Source organism: Mesorhizobium sp. WSM4906 (assembly GCF_029674625.1).
Lineage (GTDB): Bacteria > Pseudomonadota > Alphaproteobacteria > Rhizobiales > Rhizobiaceae > Mesorhizobium.
The window spans coordinates 601193-618159 of sequence record NZ_CP121355.1 but is presented as its reverse complement, the minus strand read 5'-3'; the positions used below and the strand labels follow the sequence as shown (position 1 = coordinate 618159).

The 16967-nt window shown below is 66.4% G+C and carries 12 protein-coding genes; 4 read left to right on the top strand and 8 right to left on the bottom strand.

Annotated elements, in window-relative coordinates; genetic code table 11:
- Position 1 precedes the first annotated feature (1 nt).
- The 4 genes from trpA (at position 2) to QAZ22_RS02815 (ending at position 3807) form a co-directional block, all read left to right on the top strand.
- Positions 2-841: a tryptophan synthase subunit alpha gene (trpA, locus tag QAZ22_RS02830; RefSeq protein ID WP_278077548.1), complete on the top strand. Its 840-nt coding sequence runs from the start codon at positions 2-4 to the stop codon at positions 839-841.
- 38 nt (positions 842-879) lie between these two features.
- Complete coding sequence (accD, locus tag QAZ22_RS02825; RefSeq protein ID WP_278205473.1) at positions 880-1806, top strand: acetyl-CoA carboxylase, carboxyltransferase subunit beta; 927 nt, start codon at positions 880-882, stop codon at positions 1804-1806.
- Positions 1807-2029: 223 nt separating this feature from the next.
- Entirely contained in the window at positions 2030-3355 is a 1326-nt protein-coding gene (locus tag QAZ22_RS02820) for a folylpolyglutamate synthase/dihydrofolate synthase family protein (protein ID WP_278205472.1), read from the top strand.
- Positions 3356-3387: 32 nt separating this feature from the next.
- On the top strand, positions 3388-3807 hold the full coding sequence (locus QAZ22_RS02815; protein WP_278205471.1) for a VOC family protein: 420 nt from the start codon (positions 3388-3390) through the stop codon (positions 3805-3807).
- Between the two features lie 45 nt (positions 3808-3852).
- Here the strand turns inward: QAZ22_RS02815 and QAZ22_RS02810 are convergent, their stop codons facing one another.
- The 8 genes from QAZ22_RS02810 to QAZ22_RS02775 all read right to left on the bottom strand — a co-directional run bounded on the left by QAZ22_RS02810 (position 3853) and on the right by QAZ22_RS02775 (position 16932).
- The gene (locus QAZ22_RS02810) at positions 3853-4617 is read right to left on the bottom strand and encodes a sulfite exporter TauE/SafE family protein (protein WP_278205470.1); all 765 of its coding nucleotides are present in this window, start codon (positions 4615-4617) and stop codon (positions 3853-3855) included.
- A 60-nt stretch (positions 4618-4677) separates the two neighbouring features.
- Positions 4678-4959, bottom strand: coding sequence for a cupin domain-containing protein (locus QAZ22_RS02805; protein ID WP_278205469.1), 282 nt, complete (start codon positions 4957-4959; stop codon positions 4678-4680).
- 130 nt (positions 4960-5089) lie between these two features.
- A complete protein-coding gene (gene trxA, locus QAZ22_RS02800; RefSeq protein WP_040972836.1) occupies positions 5090-5413 on the bottom strand; it encodes a thioredoxin in 324 nt (107 codons plus the stop codon).
- Between the two features lie 74 nt (positions 5414-5487).
- Positions 5488-9000, bottom strand: a complete 3513-nt coding sequence (addA, locus tag QAZ22_RS02795; protein ID WP_278205468.1) for a double-strand break repair helicase AddA — start codon at positions 8998-9000, stop codon at positions 5488-5490.
- Positions 8997-12131 carry a double-strand break repair protein AddB gene (gene addB, locus QAZ22_RS02790; protein ID WP_278205467.1) on the bottom strand — a complete coding sequence of 1045 codons (3135 nt, stop codon included), beginning with the start codon at positions 12129-12131 and terminating at the stop codon, positions 8997-8999. Before addB ends, addA begins: the two co-directional genes overlap by 4 nt.
- On the bottom strand, positions 12128-12850 hold the full coding sequence (locus tag QAZ22_RS02785) for a nucleotidyltransferase family protein (RefSeq protein WP_278205466.1): 723 nt from the start codon (positions 12848-12850) through the stop codon (positions 12128-12130). Before QAZ22_RS02785 ends, addB begins: the two co-directional genes overlap by 4 nt.
- Complete coding sequence (gene tsaE, locus QAZ22_RS02780; protein ID WP_278205465.1) at positions 12847-14358, bottom strand: tRNA (adenosine(37)-N6)-threonylcarbamoyltransferase complex ATPase subunit type 1 TsaE; 1512 nt, start codon at positions 14356-14358, stop codon at positions 12847-12849. The genes QAZ22_RS02785 and tsaE overlap by 4 nt, the downstream gene beginning before the upstream one ends.
- Before the next feature lie 6 nt (positions 14359-14364).
- Entirely contained in the window at positions 14365-16932 is a 2568-nt protein-coding gene (locus QAZ22_RS02775; protein ID WP_278205464.1) for a PAS domain-containing sensor histidine kinase, read from the bottom strand.
- Positions 16933-16967: the final 35 nt, after the last annotated feature.

The window sequence follows — 16967 nt, the reverse complement described above, 5'->3', positions numbered from 1 at the left end:
GATGACGACCCGCATCGACCGCCGCATGGCGAAGCTCAAGTCCGAGGGCCGTCCGGCTTTGGTCACCTACATCATGGGCGGCGACCCAGACTACGGCACCTCCTTGGCCATCATGAAGGCGCTGCCGGGCGCCGGCGCCGACGTCATCGAGCTCGGCATGCCCTTCTCCGATCCGATGGCCGACGGTCCGGCCATCCAGGCGGCGGGCCTCAGGGCGCTGAAAGGCGGCCAGACGCTGGTCAAGACGCTGAAGATGGCGGCCGAATTCCGCGCCGGTGACAACGAGACGCCGATCGTGCTGATGGGCTACTACAACCCGATCTACATCTACGGCGTCGATCGCTTCCTCGCCGATGCCAAGGCCAGCGGCATCGACGGACTGATCGTCGTCGACCTGCCGCCGGAAATGGACGAGGAGCTCTGCATCCCGGCGCTGAAGGCCGGCGTCAACTTCATCCGGCTGGCGACGCCGACCACCGACGACAAGCGCCTGCCCAAGGTTTTGGAAAACACCTCCGGCTTCGTCTATTACGTATCGATGACCGGCATCACCGGCTCGGCCCTTGCCGACACCGCCAAGGTCGCGGCGGCGGTCAAGCGCATCAAGGGTCATACCGCGCTGCCGGTCTGCGTCGGCTTCGGCGTCAAGACCGCCGAGCAGGCCCGGGTGATCGGCGCCTCGGCCGACGGCGTCGTTGTCGGCACCGCGATCGTCAACGCGGTCGCCAATGTGCTCGGACCCAAGGGCGAGAAGACCGCCGATCCGGCCGAGGCCGTCGCGACTTTGGTCAGCGGCCTTGCCCAGGGCGTGCGTTCGGCCCGCCTTGCTGCCGCCGAATAGTCTTCCTAAGTCTATCTTCCAGGACAGGAGCCGAAGCCATGAACTGGATCACCAACTACGTCCGTCCGAAGATCAATTCGATGCTCGGCCGGCGCACCGATATGCCGGAAAACCTCTGGATCAAGGATCCCGAGACCGGCGAGATGATCTTCCACAAGGACCTCGAATCCAACCAGTTCGTCATCCCGGCTTCCGGCCACCACATGAAGATTTCGGCCAAGGAACGGCTGAAATATTTCTTCGACGACGGCAAATACGAGACGCTGGAAAACCCCAAGGTCGTCCAGGACCCGCTGAAGTTCCGCGACGAGAAGCGCTACACCGATCGCCTGAAGGAGGCGAAGGCCAAGACCAGCCTGGAAGACGCTATCCTCAATGCCGCCGGCACCATCGACGGGCTTCCGGTCATCGTCACCGTGCAGGATTTCGCTTTCATGGGCGGCTCGCTCGGCATGGCCGCCGGCGAAGCCATCGTCTACGCCTTCGAAGTCGCCCTGCAGCGCAGGCGGCCGCTAATCCTGTTCGCCGCCTCGGGCGGCGCCCGCATGCAGGAAGGCATCCTCTCGCTGATGCAATTGCCGCGCACCACGGTCGGCGTCGACCGCCTGAAGGAAGCCGGCCTGCCCTACGTCGTCGTGCTCACCAATCCGACGACGGGCGGCGTCACCGCGTCCTACGCCATGCTCGGCGATGTCCACATTGCCGAACCCGGCGCGTTGATCGGCTTCGCCGGCCCGCGTGTCATCGAGCAGACCATCCGCGAGAAGCTGCCCGACGGCTTCCAGCGCGCCGAATATCTGATGGAGCACGGAATGGTCGACATGGTGGTCTCGCGGCTGGAGATGCGCCAGACCATCGCCAGGCTCTTGAAGATGCTGCTCAAGGTTCCAGCGGCTGAGGAGCCGGTCGAGCCGGAGATCCTGCCGCCGGCCCTGACACAACTGGAAGCGCGGCCGCAGGTCTGACGCGACATCGTCCGCCGCGAACCGCGATTGCGCGCTAGCCGTGCCGCGCAGTAGCTATTTGATTTGCGCATGACCCTTTCCGAAACCGATTCCCGGTTTCGGGGTCGTGCGCTAAAGCAATTCCAGGAAAAGCGTGAACGGGTTTTCCGTCCGGAATTGCGCCAACAAAAGATAGAGCGGTTCTGCATTTCCATGAAATGATGAACCGCTCTGGGATTCCACGATGACAACGCTCGCCGCCGACCGCGCAATCGAACATCTGATGACGCTCCATCCGAAAGGCTTCGACCTTTCGCTGGACCGCATCACCCGCCTGCTCGACCGCCTCGGCAACCCGCAGGAGCGGCTGCCGCCGGTCATCCATGTCGCTGGCACCAACGGCAAGGGCTCCTGTGCCGCCTTTGCGCGGGCGCTGCTCGAAGCGGCGGGGCACCTCGTCCACGTGCACACCTCGCCGCATCTGGTGAACTGGCACGAGCGCTACCGGCTGGCCGCCGAGGGCGGCGGCAAGCTTGTCGATGACAAGATCTTCGCCGAAGCCATCGCGCGCGTCGCCGAGGCCAACCAGGGCCAGAAGATCACCGTCTTCGAGATCCTGACCGCCGTCACCTTCATTTTGTTTGCCGAGCATCCGGCCGAAGCCGCGATCATCGAGGTCGGCCTCGGCGGCCGCTTCGACGCCACCAACGTCATCGCGCGGCCGGCGGTGTCCGTGATCATGCCGGTGTCACTGGACCACGAAGCCTATCTCGGCGACCGGGTCGAGGTGATCGCCGCCGAGAAGGCCGGCATCATGAAACGCGGCTGCCCGGTGGTGATCGGCGCGCAGGAAAGCGAGACCGCGCTCGAAGTGATGATCGAGACCGCCGAGCGGCTCGATTGCCCGACCGTCGTCTACGGCCAGGATTTCCTCGCCTTCGAGGAGAACGGCCGCATGGTCTATCAGGACGAGGACGGCCTGATGGACCTGCCGCTGCCGCGCCTGCCGGGACGGCACCAGTTCGCCAATGCCGCCGCGGCGATCGCCGCGGTCAAGGCCGCCGGCTTCGAGATCGGTCACCGCGCTGCTGAAAAGGCGATGGCACAAGTCGCATGGCCCGCCCGGATGCAGAAATTGTCGCAAGGCAAGCTGGTCGATCTGGCGCCCAAGGGCGCCGAGATCTGGCTCGACGGCGGCCACAATCCGGGTGCCGGGGTCGTCATCGCCGAAGCGCTCGCCGAGCAGGAGGAAAAGAACCCACGGCCGCTGATCCTCATCTCCGGCATGATCAACACCAAGGATCAGACCGGTTATTTCAGCGCCTTCAAGGGGCTGGCCCGGCATGTCTACACGGTGCCGGTCAGCAAGAGCGACGCCGGCGTGCCGAATGACGAGCTGGCGTTGCGTGCCACCGAAGCCGGCCTGTCGGCCGAGCCGGTGAGCTCCGTCGCCAATGCGCTGATGCTGTTGCGCGACAGCTGGGACGGTCCGGCGCCGCGCATACTCATCGGCGGCTCGCTCTATTTCGCCGGCGCTGTATTGGACGAGAACGGCACGCCGCCGACCTGAGCGAAGGTTCGCTGAGCCGCAAGGAGCCTGTCATGATCAAGGTGAAGCAGCTCGCCCATGTCTGCATCTTCGCGCATGACCTCGAGGCGACGCGCGGCTTCTACCACGACGTGCTCGGCATGGACACGCGGTTCAATTTCCTCCGCGACGGCAAGGTCTTCGGTTTCTACCTCGATTGCGGCGGCCGCAGCCATGTCGAGGTGTTCGAGAAGAGCGAGACCAGCTACAGCGAGCGCAATCAGATCAACCACTTCTGCCTCGAGGTGGAAGACATCGATGCCGCTATCGCCCACATCCGGTCGAAAGGCGTCGAGGTGACGCCGAAGAAGCTCGCCTGCGACGACACTTTTCAGGCCTGGATCACAGATCCCAACGGCGTGAGGATCGAGCTGTTCGAATATACCGGCAAAAGCGCGCAATTTGCCGGCGGCGACCGCGTCGCCGACTGGTGACTAGGTAGTGGTCCGGTTGGAAATTCCACGAGCCCGCATCTCCAGCTAAACGGCAAGGTGCATGATGGCCGGCAGTGCCAACGACAGGCCGGACAGGAAAAGCAGGACAAAGACGCTCCTGCGCATCGTCCGCTGCGACAACGACGGCGGCCAGCGGCGCGCCGCATAGGTCGCCAGCATCACCGCCGGTACGGCAAGGACGAGCGCCATGGGCGACATGGCAGGCAGGTTGCCACTCGCCACGACCGTGCCAAGCCGGACCGCTTGCGCGGCGCCGAACGCGGTAACCAGTGTTTCGCGAATGCGCACATGGGGCAGCGGCTGGCGAAAGAGAAGATATACGAGCGGCGGACCACTGGTCGCAAACAGGCCGCTCATCAGACCCGAGATGACGCCAAAGCCGACGAAACTCGCGTTTGACGATGGTTTTGCCAAACCGGCGGGCCTGACCGCCAGCTGCAGGCTGGACAGCATGATGACCAGGCCAAGTCCGATTTTCAGCAAGTCGGCTCGTGTGTCCGCCAGCCATTCCAATAGGACGTAACCTACGAACAGCGAAGGCAGGCTTGCGACCAGGATCATTCGCAACTCGCGGCGTGCGACTTCGCGCCAGCCGCCCTGGATCAGCATTTGCGCCGCGTTGACCAGTGTAAGCATGCCGACCATCGCAGCGGCGTCCGGTAGCGGCAGCAAGCCGACGAGGGCGATCGCGCCCATCATGATCAGACCGAAGGCAAAACCTGTCAGTGTCTGGACATAGGCTGCAATCGCCGCGAAACCGGCAAAGGCGGCGAGTGAACCTAGACCCATGTCGTGGCGTTCGACGCCGTGGTGGGTCGTCGCAAGCTGGCTGCCGAGATCACAGCACGCCTACCTCAGCTCGATCTCGATGAAGGCGTATTCCCCGTCATTGGCATTGATGACGTCGTGCTCGACGCCTTCCCTGCGAAAATAGGGCGCGCCTTGCTTCATCTCGGCGAAGGTGACGCCGTCCTTGGTCACCAGCTTCACCTTGCCGTCCATCAGCGGCACCACGACATAGTCGTGGCCGTGGCGGTGCCAGCCGGTGTTGGCGCCGGGCGCGAAGCGGTATTCGGTGACGATCACCCGCTCGTTGTCGACGTGAACTGTGGCCTTGGCTGTTCCGGTCATGGCGCTCTCCTTTTTCCGAAGCAGAGGGCATGACGTGCCCGGGTGCGAGGGCCAGAGCGCCGCCAGCGATGGCGCCAAAGAAAAGCCCGGCGCGGTGGCCGGGCTCGTTCCTTCAAATATTCGGATTGGCTCAGGCGAGGCTGCCGTTGATCCAGTGCGACAGCGCGGTCTTCGGCGCGGCACCCACCTTCATGTCGGCCACTTCGCCGCCCTTGAAGATCATCAGCGTCGGGATCGAGCGCACGCCGTACTGCGCGGCCAATTCGGGATTCTCGTCGATGTTGAGCTTGGCGACCTTGATCTTCGAGCCGAGTTCCTTGGCGATGTCTTCCAACGCCGGCGCGATCATCTTGCAGGGACCGCACCATTCCGCCCAGAAATCCACTACAACCGGTTCCTTGGCGTTGAGCACATCGGCCTGGAAATTGCCCTTGTCGACCTTGACGGTGGCCATGCTGAAATCCTTTCGAAAACTCGGGTTGCACCAAATGTGGTGGTTATGGCGGTGATGTTCAAGCAGTTCTTGTGTCACGCTCCCGTGAGTCGGGCAAGGGCATCGTCCATGGCCGTTGCAGGCAGCTCGATCAGGCGCGGCGCTTCGGTGAAGAGCAGTGCGGCCGTCACCTCGCGGCCCGGATAGAGCGGCTTAAGCAGCGCGCGGTAGAGCGCAAGCTGCAGCAGATAGGCCGGTGGCACTTCGGCCAGGCTGGCCGGCGCCGGCCGGTTGGTCTTGTAGTCGACGATCGATACCTCTTCTTGGGTAACGGCCAGCCTGTCGATCTTGCCGGAGATGGAGCGCAATCTGCCCTTCACCTCCAGGCTGCCCATGACGGCGACTTCGGCGCGCGAGGATGGCGAGAACAGCGCCCCGAAGCGGCCGTCGGACAAGATCGAGAGCACCGCGTCCAGCGCCTTGTCCCGCTCGCCCGCAGGCCATTTGGCGCCGGCGCGCGCCAGATAGCGCTCTGCCGCGTCTCGCCTTTCATCCTCGGCGATGCCGGGCAGCATCTGCAGCAATTTGTGCAGGACCAGTCCGCGCACCACCGCAAAACCCGGCTCGGATTCGGCGTCGAGCACCGGCGAGCGCGTGTCGGGCAGAGCTTCGGTCGTCTCGTCGATCAGCGCCGAAGCACCGGAAGGCGACAATGGCCGCGGCAATTCCTCATAAGGCGGCAACGGGCGGAACAGGCCGTCCGGCAAAGGCGCGGCGTGCTCGAAAGGTGCTGCCTCATCCGTTCCGGTGAGAGTCACCGGCGGCAGCTTGGTCATGTGGAAGCGATGCACCGCCACCTCGGCCGCCGCCGGGTGTCGGCGCTCCACGCTTTCAGGGGCTCCGAGCAGCGCCCGGCTGACGATCGAATGCCAGGTCCCGGTGCTCGGCGCCCGCTTGCCGTGATAGCCGCAGACGATCAGCCGGTCCTCGGCGCGCGTCATGCCGACATAGAGCAGCCGCCGGTATTCGTCATCGGCCAGCTCGCGCGCCCGCGCCGAGGCCGCCCGCGAAACGCCATTGGCGACGTCGCTGGCCGAGCGCCAGAGATAGCCCTTGCCCTTCCACTCGGCGCCCGAGCTTTCGAAGGCCATCAATCGCGGCAGATGTTGATCGCTGAACGGCGCCGAGCCGCCATCGACCAGGAAAAGCACCGGCGCTTCCAGGCCTTTCGCGGCATGCACGGTCATGACGCGCACCTCGTCGCGCGTCTGGTCCATCTCGCGCTTGATCTCGGGACCACTGTTTTCGAGCGTCGAGAGGAAGGATTCCAGCCCCGGCAGGCCGGTGCGCTCCTCGGCCAGGCAGAAGCTCAGGAATTCGTCGAGGATGTCGCCGGCTTCCGGCCCGAGCCGCGCCGTCATCTTGCGCCGCAGGCCGTCGCGCGCCAGCGTGGCGGCGTAGAATTCGAAGACCGGCTTGAAGGCCACCTCGTTCGCCCAGGCATCGAGCCGGCTGACGACAGCGGCCAAGGCCTCGTCGCCCGCCGCATGCTGCCTCAACGAGGCGATCAGCGACTGCCCCTTTGGCCGCTCGCCGGCGAGCGCCAGCAAAGCCTCCTCGGAAATCTCGAAGATCGGGCTGCGCAGCACGGCGGCCAAAGACAGATCGTCTTCCGGCTGGATCAAGAAATGGCCGAGCGCGATCAGATCCTGCACGGCGATATGGCCGGGCAGGCTGAGCCGATCTGCGCCGGCGACCGGGATCTGCCGGTTCTTGAGGCTTCGCGACAGCGCATGCACGAAGCGGTCGCGCTTGCGCACCAGGACGAGGATGTCGCCGGCCGTCAGCTTCCGGCCCTTGCCCTCGATGATTTCGCCGTTGCGCAGCCAGGTCTGGATGGTCGTGGCCACATGCTCGGCCACGCGCACGGCCGGCGCGCTGGCGTGGTTGACCGGCAAGGTCCAGTCGTCCGGCTCCTCGACCATCTCGGCGCCGATCGAGGGCCACAGCTCGACATAGCCCGGCGCGTCGGTGCGGATCGCCTTGTGGCTGAGCGGATCAGGATCGTGGCTGATGCCGCGCCGTACGCCCGGCTCGGCGAAGACGCGGTCGACGGCGGCAAGCACATCGTCGCTGGAGCGGAACGACCAGGTGAGTTTCAAGTCGGCGAAGGAGGCTTCGGCGTCGCGCACGCGCCCGGCAAACAAAAGCCGGCTCTCGGCAAAGGAATCGGGCGCAGCACCTTGGAAGGAGTAGATCGACTGCTTCTCGTCGCCGACGGCAAACACCGTGCGCCGCACCGCCTCGCGCTGGCCGAGCCCGGCAAAGAACTCCTCCGTCAGTTTCTTCACCACTTCCCACTGGTCGGGGCTCGTGTCCTGCGCCTCGTCGAGCAGGATGTGATCGATGCCTTGGTCGAGCTTGTACTGCACCCAGGGGCCGGCATCGGGCCGAGACAAAAGACTGACCGTGCGGGTGATCAGATCGTTGAAGTCGAGGAAGCCGCGGCTGCGCTTCAACTGCTCATAGCGCGCGATCAGCCAGCCGGCGACGGTGAGCGCCGCCGCTGTCCCTTCGAGCATGCGGAAGAGCGCCAGCCGGTCCGACACGTCGAGGATCGCCTTGGCCGCCGCGAGGTAGCGCTCGGGCAGGTCGGGCAGCCTGTCGACCAGCGCTTTCTTGAAGATCTTCGGCGGATCGTAAGGGTCGCCGTCGGAGCGCAGGAACGCCTTGGCGAGAAGCCGCAGCCGCCGGATCGGATCGGCCTCGGCAAAGGCGCTCTGCGCGTAAGGCAGCACGTTGTTCAGCACCTGCCGCGCGTCGGCGGCTTCCGCGGCGCGCGCGAACTCGGCGAATTGGCCTGGCGCGAAGCCCGGCAGCGGCCATGCCGAAGCAGCGATGTCCTCGCCAGTCTGCCCCGGCCTGAAGCCGAATTCGACAAAGAGCGGCCGGAAATCCCGGTCCTTGGAGATCTTGGCGATGAAGCCGCGCAACTCGTCGCGCTTGCCGACGATCTCGGCGAGCAGCGTGTCGAGCCCGAATTCGCCGCCGCGCTCCAGCACCATGGCAAAGGCTTCCGCCAGGCCTTCGACGCCGGCGCCCGCCCCTGAGATCATGTCGCGGCGCGCATCCGCAAACAGCGAGGCCTCCATCTGCGGATCGAGCATCTCGAAATGCGCGGGGATGTTGGCCTCGAGCGGAAACTGATGCAGCACCGATTCGCAGAAGGCGTGGATGGTCTGGATCTTCAACCCGCCCGGCGTCTCAAGCGCCTCGGCGAACAATCGGCGCGCGCGGCGCATGGTGTCGCGGTCGGCGCCGCGCCCGTCGAGCGCGGCGATCCTCACCGCGAGTTCGGCATCGGGCAGCGCCGTCCATTCCGACAGGGTCGAGAACACGCGGTTCGACATGTTGGCGGCGGCGGCGCGCGTATAGGTCAGGCACAGGATCTTCGACGGATCGGTGCCGTTGAGCAGAAGCCGGATGACACGTTGCGCCAGCACATGCGTCTTGCCCGATCCGGCATTGGCCGACACCCAGGCCGAATTTTGCGGGTCGGAGGCGCGCGCCTGGCTGGCGGCGGTATCGGAGGGGATCGGATATCTCATCCTTCCGCCTCGTCCTCGCTTGCGCCGCCGGCCGACCATTCGAGCACGCGGGCGAGATGGTCGTAGTCGCCATCGGCCTCGCCCTCGCGGAACGGGAGCGCGCGCGACAGATAGCCGGTCGCAGGATCCGCGTAATGGAAGAGCAGCCGCTCCAGCCGCGCCCAGGCCTCCTCGGCGAGCTCGTTGGCGGTTTTCGGCTTGCGGTTGTATTCGAGGATCGATTCCTCGAACACCTCGCCATTCGGCTTCAGCCGTACGAACGCGAGCTGGGAGGGCTCGCAAATGCCGAGTTCCCTGAAGGCGCCGCGCCGCAGAAGCGCGCCTTCGAGCGCAAGCTGCGGCGACAGAAGTGTGTGCGCCTGTGCCTTCGAGGGCGAGGAGCCCGTCTTGTAGTCGAGGATGTCGGCCATGCCGCCGGCGAGCAGGTCGACCCTGTCGGCATAGCCGGAGAGCGTGACGCCGGTGCGGCCGACGATGGTCTTCTCGGCGCGTTCCTCGGCATGGCGCCTGGCGACGGCGTCGGCGCGGGTATGCTCCCATTCGACGATGTTTTCGGCGAGCTTTTCGAAGCGCGGCCACCACACCGCCTCGATATCGGGCGGCAGCGCTGCGTCAGCAAAACAAACTCGCCCGGCCTCGATGAGGCCTGCCAGCGCGCCCGGCGCCCTTGGATCTTCGACCCGCCGCGAGAACAGATGCAGGATGGCGTGGAATAGGGTCCCGCGTTCGGCGGCACCCGGATCGCGGATCACCGGGTCGAGCGGCATCAGGCCGAGGATCCGCCGGGCATAGACCGCATAAGGGTCGCGGCGCAGCGTCTCGATCTCGGTGACCGAGAAATGCTGTGGTCTGAGGTGCAGCGGCGGCTTCGGCTGCGGACGGGCCGCGAACTCTTGTCTTTCGCCGGCGTCGAGCGCGCGCGCCCAGGCGAGCAGCGCATCGCCGCGCCGGCTAAGTGCCGTCGCCTGGTCCTTGCCGATGAAGGTGAGGATGCGCTGCAGCCAGCGCGACGGCACCGCCGGCGCGTCGCCTGACCGTGCCGAGCGCGTCAGCACCACCGTTTCAGTGCCCATCGCCATCTGGAAGTCATGCGCGGCAAGGCCGATGCGCCGCTCCGGCGGCTCGAGGTCGATGCCGGTCTTCATCAGCCGCGACATGAAGCGGTCGCTCTCCGGCTTGCGCGGCCACACGCCTTCGTTGAGCCCGCCGATGACGAGCGTGTCGACGCTCTGCAGGCGGGCCTCCAGCGCGCCCCAGATGGCGATGTTGCGGTCGGTGCCTTGCCCCGGCTTGACCGTCTCCGGCGCGATCAGCGCCTCCATCACGTCGGGCCACTCGTTTGCCGCGAAAGTGAAGGGCGATGACACGGCGACCAGCCCGCGCAGCGTCTCGGCGAGCTTCTCGCCGGCGTCGCCGGCATAGAGCTCGGTCACGCTGCCGTCGGCCGCGCGGCCAAGACCTTCCAGCGCCACGACGCTTGCCCGCGTCAGCGTCGCGATGTCCGCGTCCTTCTCGCCGCGCATCGCCACGAGCAAGGAGAGCGCATCGGTAAGGCGGCTAAGCACATCCCGTGCCTGCTCGATGCCGCGCACGGTGAGACGGGGGAACCAGAATGGTTGGCGCCTGGCGCCGCTAAGCTCCAAAAGCCGCGTCTCGAAAAGCTCGCCGAGGGAAGCGACATCCGGCCGGCCGGTGCCGCCGCGCAGGGCAACCAGCTCGATCAGTTCGGCCGCCTTGCGCACGCTCTGGCGTTCGAGGCCGAGACCAAGCAGCGGATGCTTGAGCAGCGACAGCAGGCCCACCGGATCGCCTGGCCGGAACGCCGCGCTCAGCGCGAGCCTGAGTAGGCTGGCTGCCGGCGTGTTGGCCAGCGGCGTGCCGCCGGAATCGTCGGCGATGACGCCGAAGCGCAGCAGCTCGGCCGAGACACGCCGCGCCAGGGAGCGGTCGCCTGTGACGAGCGCCGCGCGCTTGCCCGGCACGTCCACCGCACGTTTCAGCGCAATGGCGATCGCCGCCGCCTCGTCGCGCTCATTGGCCGCCTCCACCAGCGTCACGCCGGCCAATGCTTGTTCGACATCAAACGCCGAGAACCGCGGCCGCGTCTCGGTCCAGCGCTCCGTGGTCTCGGCCGGCCGCAGCGCCTCGCCGACAAGGGCCGCGCGCAGCGCGAGCGGCCTCGCCACCGCGCCAATCCCTTCGATGTCGCGACGCTCAACCTCGATGCTGCCGATGAGCTTGGCCAGGCCGTATTGCGGATGGCCGAGCGTGGCCGGCCGCGCGCCGGTCGCCGTTATCGCGGCGAAGGACGCGTCGTCCAGCTCGCTGTCGAGCCCGGGCAGCACGACGGCGCCATTGGGCAGGCCGGCGATCACGGCAAGCAATTCGGCGGTGGCGGGAATGGAGCCGGTCGAGCCGGCGGCGATCACCGGTCCGGCCGGCGGATTGCGCTTCAGCCGCGCCGCTTCCAGCCGGATCAGCGCGCTGCGGTGCGCGGCCGGATTGGAGCGGCTACGCTCCTTCAGCAGCTCCGGCCAGTTGTCGGTGACGATGCCGAGGAAATCGAGCGTCACCTGCCACCAGCCGGCGAGATTGCCGGTGACCAGCGTCGCAAGCTTGGCCCAATCCGTCCCCTCGGTCTCGATCTCGTCCATCAGCCGCGCGAGGTCGCGCGCCAGCCAGATGGCGTCGGCGGCAGAGGTCGGGACGACGAATTCCTCGTTGAAGCGGGCCCTGACATGCGCCGGCAGGCTCTCCTTCCAGGCGCGCACCAAAGGTGCCAGCAACAGCAGTCGCTCCTGCGCGGCGATGGGCGGCGCAAGGTCTATTGCCGGTGCCGCCTCGGCGTCGAAGGCCGCCTCGTCCTCGTCGAACTCGCCGAGCGGGCGCACCGTCGGCAGGATGGCCGAACGACGCCCCCGTTCCAATTCGGAAAGCACCTCGACGAAGACGCCGCGCAATGCGCGCGCCGCGCGCCGTGTCGGCACATAGATGGTCGCGTCGGCCAGCGCCAGCGGGTCACCGTCGAAGCGGAAGCCGGGAATGAGGCGGCCATCGAGCAACGCCTCTGCCAGCGTCGGCAGGAACGGCGCTCCGGGCGGGATGGAGAAGACGCGGCGCGAGCCGCTCATACCGCTTTCGCTAGGGCGCCGGTAACCGCCGCTTCGGCCGCTGGAATGGCATCCGGCGTGCCGACGGTGATCCAGCGGCCTTGCATCGCCATCCCGAACAGGCGGCCGTCGGCGATCGCCTTGTCGAAATAGACGTTGAGCGAGTGCGAGCCCGTCGGCGCGTCCTTGAAGATGCGCGGATGAATGATTGCGGCGCCGGCATAGATCAGGCCGGCCGGATCGCCCTTCGAGCGCCGGAGCGCGCCATCCGGCGCCACCAGGAAGTCGGTGCCGACACAGTGTCCTGTCGCTGAGTCGAGATCGGTGAGCATCAGCAGAATATCCATTCTGGCGGCGTCCCATGCAAGGGCAAGGCGATCGAGGCTGGGCTCGCCGCTGTCGATCCAGAAGGTGTCGGCATTGATGATATAGAAGGGCTCGCTGCCCAAGAGCGGCAGCGCCTTGACGATGCCGCCCGCCGACTCCAGCAAGGCTTCGCGCTCGTCGGAAATGACGATCTTCGGCGCCCGGCGGCCGGCGACATGGGCGATGATCTGCTCAGGCAGATAGTGGACATTGACGATGGCCCTGGTCACGCCGGCAGCTTCCAGGCTGTCCAGCCCCCAGTCGAGCAGAGTCTTGCCGGCGATTTTCACCAGCGGCTTCGGCATCGTGTCGGTGATCGGCCGCATGCGCTTGCCGAGGCCCGCGGCAAGCACCATCGCCGTCTTCGGCTTCATGGCGAGCGTTCCTCCAGCAGGCCGTGGACCACGTAAAACTCCTTCAGGCTGGCAAGCGCCGGATGCGCCAGCGCCCGCCTCAGATAGTCACGGATGCGCGGCAGGTGTTTTAGATAGTAAGGCTTGCCGTCGCGCTTTTCGAGCCGCACGAAAATGCCGAGTATCTTCGAATTGCGCTGCGCCGTCATGATCGCATAGGCCTCGGCGAAGCCTGCCTCGTCGAATGGACCTGCCGCGCGCCGCGCCGCGACATAGGCCGTGACCGTCCGCCGCTCGATTGCCGGTGAGACCGTGACGCGCGCGTCCATGGCTAAAGAGGCGACGTCATAGGCGGCTGGCCCGATCAGCGCGTCCTGGACATCGACGATGCCGAGCCGATCGAGGCCCGAACGCTCTTCACGCCAGATTATGTTGGGCGAATGAAAGTCGCGCAGCATCAATGTGTACTCGCTGCCTGCGAGGCGATCGAGCGCCGCATTCCATTCCTTGTGGTAGCCGGCTCGCAATTGATCGCTTGCCGGTTTGCCGGTGACCATCGGCACATACCAGTCGACCAGAAGGTCTGCCTCGATCAGCATGGCCTCGCGATCGAAGGGTGGCACGTCGTGGAACACGCCCGGCGCGGCCTCCATGCGGCTCGGCCAGGACTTGCCGTGCATCATGGCGAGCAGTTGCGCCGCCGCTTCGTAGCGTTCGGCGATCGGCTGGCCGTCGCTGCCCAAGAAACCTTCCGAGCCGAGATCTTCGAGCAGCAGAAAACCCTGGTCGAGATCCTGGGCATGGATCGCCGGCACGCTAACGCCGGCGGCAAGCAGCGCGCGGTCGATGGCGACGAAGGCGGTGACCGATTGTGCCGTGTGGGCGATCACCGCATAGGGCTTGCCGTCGCGCACCGGTGGACCGAGCACGAGGCGCGGCGAGTTCATCAGCACGCGCGGCGTCTGGCCCGGAAGCGAGACGATCTCGTAGGAACGGGCGGACGCATCGCCGACGAAATGACGACGGCTCCCCTCGCCCCATCCGGCCGAGGTCAGAAAGTCGCGCATGGCGAGCGAGCGCGCCACGCGCTCGAAGCTGGGTCCCTGCCCGGAGATCCTTGCCGACCGGCTGGCGCCCTGTTCGGCAAGCTCGACCTCGAGCGCCTTCGCCGGCAGCTGGTCTCCGGCCCGCTCCGGCCATTCGATCAGCGCCGCGCCTTGCGAAAGCGCGTCGTCGAGGCCGAGTTCGTCGAGCTCGTCCGGCGAGGAGAGGCGGTAGAGGTCGAAATGATGGACCGGTATCCGCGTCTCGTAGCTTTGCACCAGCGTGAAGGTCGGGCTCGGCACTTCGAGGCTGGCATCGTCGGCGAGCGCCCGGATCAGGGCTCGCGCCAGCGTCGACTTGCCGGCGCCGAGATCACCTTTGAGCGCGATCGCGTCGCCTGCCCGCAGCGCCATGGCAAGGTCTTCGCCAAGCCTTGCCGTCGCCGCCTCGTCGGCGAGAAAACGTTCCAATATCGTCTTTGCCAAAGCGCGTTACTCGGCCGCTTCGCGGATGCCGCCCAAGGGCGTGTCTGGGAAAGTGCAGATGACCGTCGTGCCCTTGTCGATGCCGGTCTCGATGCGCACCGTTCCGCCATGCAACTCGACGAAGCTCTTGACGATCGAGAGCCCCAGCCCGGCGCCGCGCCGGCGGCCGCCATTGGCGCGCGGCTCGAAGCGGCGGAAGACCGATTCCAGCACGTCCGGCGGCATGCCGGGTCCGTCGTCGTGGACGGAGAACTCGACCCCTTCCGTCAGCCGACGGCAGGTGAGCGTGATCGTGCTCGCCTCCGGCGCGTAGTTCGCGGCATTGCTCAGGAGATTGTAGAGGATCTGGCGGACGCGGATCTCGTCGCCATGGAAGCTCTTCGGCGCCGCCGCCGCGTCGACCTCGAGTTTGATCTGGTGCTCCTCCAGCCGGTCGGCGACCAGCTCGGCGGCCGCCGCGATGGTCCTGTCGATGCTCATCTCGGAAATGTCGAGCTGCATAATGCCGGCATCGACCGTGGCGAGGTCCAGTATGTCGTTGACGATGGTGAGCAGCACCGAGGACGACGAGCCGACATGCTCGACATATTCGCGCTGCTTCGGCGTCAGCGGCCCGGTCGCGGGCAGCGACAAAAGCTCGGTGAAGCCGATGATGTTGGTCAGCGGCGAGCGCAGTTCATAGGAGACGTGCTGCACGAACTCGTTCTTCAACTGGTCGGACTTCTCCAGCGCCTCGTTTCTGTCCTTCAGCGCCCGCTCGACATTGACGGTGTCGGTGACGTCGACGAAGGTCATCATCACTTGTCCGTTGGGCAGGTGGATCACGGCATAGCTCAACACCGTGCCGTTGACGAGTTCGGTCTGGCCGTGGCGGTCGCGGCGCTCGTCGTCGAAGCCGGTGATGGCGGCGACGAAGCCGCCCCACGGGCTGTCGGAAGCGCGCTGGTCGCAAAGGTCGCGGATTGCCGAGACGTGCACGTTCGGCTTGATCGCGTCCGGCGACAATCCCCACAGCGCGACGAAGGCGGGGTTGGACAGGCGAAGCCGACCGTCCGGTCCGAACACCGCCACGCCTTCCGCCAGATTGTCCAGCGTCTCGCCCTGCACGCGCACGGCGGTCTGGTAGCGGCTTTCGAGATCGATCTTCTCGGTCAGGTTCTCGAACACCCAGGTGACGCCGCCCTTGGGCTGCGGATTGGCCAGCACGCGGATCGTCTTGCCGTCCGGCAGGTGCCACCAATGCTCCTGCGATTCGACGGCGCGATAGGCGCCGAGCAAATTCTCCTTCCAGCGCCGCCATTCCGGCTGCTCGGCGAGCTTGCCGTCGCTGCGCAGCCGGTCGAGCAGCAGCGCGTTGGACGGGGCGCTGTGCAGGAAGCTGCTGTCGAGACCCCACAGCTTCTGGAATGCCTGGTTGAAGAAGCGCAGCTTCTCGTCGGTATCGAAGATCGCCACAGCCGTGTTGAGCTGGTCGAGCGTGTCGGCATGGCTGCGCACCGTCCGCTCGTATTCGGCGCGGATCGTCTCGATGGCGCTGATGTCGCAGGCCAGTCCCGCCGAGCCGTCGGCGCTGGCGAAATCGGTGACCGAAAACATCCGGCGATCGCCGTCGATCACCGTCGACAGATTCTGCTCGAAGACAGGACGCGACTTGTGCTGCTCGGCGATCTGCTCGCGCGCCTGTCCGCCGAGGAACTCCTTCGCTTCGCGCACGGCGGCGCCCGGGCTTTCCGCTTCCACCGCCTCGGCATAGGCACGGTTGACCCAAGTCAGCCGCCCGTCGGCCGAGCGCAGCCATGTCGGCATCTTGAGCGCGTCGAGCAGGCCGAGCATGGTGTCGTAGTCGGCGCTGAGCCGTTGGTTTTCGATCGTCAGCCGCGCCTGGCTGCGCAGCGTTTCCGACAGCGAGATGAAGCGGACCAGCACATGCGCGGCGCTCTTGCGGCCATGCACTTCCAGCGGCATGCCCGCCTGCGTTTCGATGACGAGGTCGAAGGCCTTCGCCTTGTCGCGGAGCCCAGCTATGGCGTTCTCGAGCGCCGCGGCCGAGCGCGGCATCAGCCAGCGGCCGAAGGCGAGGAAGGCGGACCTCTCGTCCGGCGCGCCGCTTTCCAGCGGCAGGCTGCCGATCAGCTCCGGCTTTTTGCTCTCGGAGGACCACACGACGACGCGCTGGTCGCGCAAATTGAGCAGGGCCTCCGAGCGCTGCAGGGCCGCATTCACGTCGGCGATGCGCGCCCTGAGCTGGACATTTTGCGATGCCGTCCGCGCCCGCTCGCGGATCAGGAAGATGGCCGAGACAAGTGCCGCCCCCATGACACCGGCGAACATCGCCAGCTGCATCACTTCGACCGTGCTGAGCGGCGGAGCTGCCTTTTGCGCCATGACGGTATCGGCACGCGCCGCAAGGCCGAGCAATGGGCTGGCAAGCGTGGCGGCGGCAAGAAACGCGCCCAGGCGCGCGCCCGCACGCCATGGGAAACCGCCGCCCGTCGCGGCGGAGCCGGTCGCGATCGAATCCTCGTGGCCGCCGGAAACGGCCGTTCCCGCGCGTAGCGGGTTATCCCCCGGCATGTCTTGGTCCTCTTCGCCGCTTGAATGCAGGACCG

Coding starts and splice junctions, on each gene's coding strand:
- QAZ22_RS02805 (WP_278205469.1), bottom strand. CDS start 4,959: ATGACCGGAACAGCCAAGGCCACAGTTCACGTCGACAACGAGCGGGTG.
- QAZ22_RS02785 (WP_278205466.1), bottom strand. CDS start 12,850: ATGAAGCCGAAGACGGCGATGGTGCTTGCCGCGGGCCTCGGCAAGCGC.
- QAZ22_RS02775 (WP_278205464.1), bottom strand. CDS start 16,932: ATGCCGGGGGATAACCCGCTACGCGCGGGAACGGCCGTTTCCGGCGGC.
- QAZ22_RS02820 (WP_278205472.1), top strand. CDS start 2,030: ATGACAACGCTCGCCGCCGACCGCGCAATCGAACATCTGATGACGCTC.
- accD (WP_278205473.1), top strand. CDS start 880: ATGAACTGGATCACCAACTACGTCCGTCCGAAGATCAATTCGATGCTC.
- trxA (WP_040972836.1), bottom strand. CDS start 5,413: ATGGCCACCGTCAAGGTCGACAAGGGCAATTTCCAGGCCGATGTGCTC.
- trpA (WP_278077548.1), top strand. CDS start 2: ATGACGACCCGCATCGACCGCCGCATGGCGAAGCTCAAGTCCGAGGGC.
- addB (WP_278205467.1), bottom strand. CDS start 12,131: ATGAGCGGCTCGCGCCGCGTCTTCTCCATCCCGCCCGGAGCGCCGTTC.
- QAZ22_RS02810 (WP_278205470.1), bottom strand. CDS start 4,617: ATGGGTCTAGGTTCACTCGCCGCCTTTGCCGGTTTCGCGGCGATTGCA.
- QAZ22_RS02815 (WP_278205471.1), top strand. CDS start 3,388: ATGATCAAGGTGAAGCAGCTCGCCCATGTCTGCATCTTCGCGCATGAC.
- addA (WP_278205468.1), bottom strand. CDS start 9,000: ATGAGATATCCGATCCCCTCCGATACCGCCGCCAGCCAGGCGCGCGCC.